Source organism: Chromohalobacter sp. 296-RDG, from assembly GCF_029889885.1.
Taxonomy (GTDB): Bacteria; Pseudomonadota; Gammaproteobacteria; order Pseudomonadales; family Halomonadaceae; genus Chromohalobacter.
Map to the genome: position 1 here is coordinate 1 of NZ_JARANY010000273.1, position 885 is coordinate 885.

Annotated in this window: 2 protein-coding genes; one reads left to right on the forward strand and one right to left on the reverse strand. The window is 60.5% G+C overall.

Annotated features, from left to right (window positions below):
* Nucleotides 1-4: 4 nt before the first annotated feature.
* Nucleotides 5-103 carry an I78 family peptidase inhibitor gene (locus tag OP495_RS18480; protein WP_280571239.1) on the forward strand — a complete coding sequence of 33 codons (99 nt, stop codon included), beginning with the start codon at nucleotides 5-7 and terminating at the stop codon, nucleotides 101-103.
* Between the two features lie 14 nt (nucleotides 104-117).
* Here OP495_RS18480 and OP495_RS18485 read toward each other — a convergent pair whose 3' ends face one another.
* Nucleotides 118-672: a LysE family translocator gene (locus OP495_RS18485; protein ID WP_280571237.1), complete on the reverse strand. Its 555-nt coding sequence runs from the start codon at nucleotides 670-672 to the stop codon at nucleotides 118-120.
* Nucleotides 673-885 lie beyond the last annotated feature (213 nt).

Genomic DNA, 885 nt, shown 5'->3' on the forward strand with positions numbered 1-885 from the left:
CGTCATTCGTCCCGACCAGGCGGTGACGATGGATTACCGTGCGGATCGCCTCAACGTCAAACTCGACGATCAGGACACGATCGACGAGTTGACCTGTGGCTGAGCATGTCGGTTTCCTTAGCGGAGAATGAAAAATACGCAGGCTGCAGTGAGCACGCCCATGACGATGTTGAAGCGCCGCCAGGCTTGGGGCGTGGTCAGCCAGTGGCGGATGGCCATGCCGAACCCGGCCCATAGTGAGATGCAGGGAAAGGCGACGATTTCGGCGAGCCCGGCCAGGAGTAGGGCATTCAGCCATACGGGGCCGCCCTCGGGCAGAAAGCCTGCCATCAATGCCAGCCCCATCACCCACGCCTTGGTATTGGCGAACTGAAACGCCGCCGCTTGCCAGAGACTCAACGGTTTTGTCGCGGCGTCGTCGCGGAACTCGGGCGGAGGTGCGGTGGCGATTTTCCAGGCCAAATACAGTAAGTAGGCACTGCCGATGAGTCGCAGAGCGTTCTGTACCATCGGGTAGCGCTCGAAAAGCACTCCAAGTCCCAGAGCAATGGCCGTGAACAGCACGAAACAGCCTACCGTGATGCCCAGCAGGTGTGGCAGCGTACGTCGGTAGCCATAATTGGCCCCCGAGGCGGTCAGCATGACGTTATTGGGACCTGGGGTGATGCTCATTGAAATCATGTACAGTGCGGCGGGGCCGAGCGCCCCCATCCTTCCAGCATGTCGTCCTCGAGTGACCATCGCCGGGACGTTATGTCCCCGCAGACGGCCAGCTTGCCGACCGTCTGCCGCGACCGCAAGCTATCACGTTGCGTTGCGACCATACGTGGCTTTCGCGTTACGCTGGAAGTGTCACGTACAACGCGATCAAGGAGATGTCATGGC

Bases quoted from the DNA above. Each gene is read 5' to 3' on its own strand.
- OP495_RS18485 (WP_280571237.1), bottom strand. From the start codon at position 672: ATGAGCATCACCCCAGGTCCCAATAACGTCATGCTGACCGCCTCGGGG.